At 64.1% G+C, this 365-nt stretch carries 1 protein-coding gene; it reads right to left on the bottom strand.

Features of this window, described 5'->3' with window-relative positions; translation table 11 throughout:
* Positions 1–329 (bottom strand): hypothetical protein (locus tag Q1B08_RS21790; RefSeq protein ID WP_299823589.1); only part of this gene is annotated, 329 nt, incomplete at its 3' end.
* Positions 330–365: the final 36 nt, after the last annotated feature.

Below are 365 nucleotides of genomic sequence, written 5' to 3'. Positions count from 1 at the left end.
GAGACGGAGCGGCGGTTGCTGGCCCTGGGCAGGGCGTTGCCGAACCGCCCTGACCCGGACGAAGGCAGCAGGTCCTGAAGTGCGCGGCCATACACTGGAACAAACTTGTAACCGACAGATCGACGTCGCATTCTTCCCACGCTTCGGGGCGGTCTGGCGATCTCCACTTCCAGATAGCGGCGCTCCGGCAGGCTGGTCAGGGGAGTGCTCCACGGATGACAGAAGGGGAAACCCGGACGCCGGAGGAACAACTGCGATCGCAGCGTGCGGCGCTTGCCGATTTCGGCTTGTTCGCCTTTCGTTGCGACAGGATCGACGAGCTTCTTCATCGGGCCTCCGAACTGGTCTCCGACGCGATGGGGGTG

It is taken from the genome of uncultured Jannaschia sp. (genome assembly GCF_947494025.1).
Lineage (GTDB): Bacteria > Pseudomonadota > Alphaproteobacteria > Rhodobacterales > Rhodobacteraceae > Jannaschia.
The sequence above is the reverse complement of the archived record's forward strand: the minus strand, read 5'-3'. Positions and strand labels throughout refer to the sequence as shown.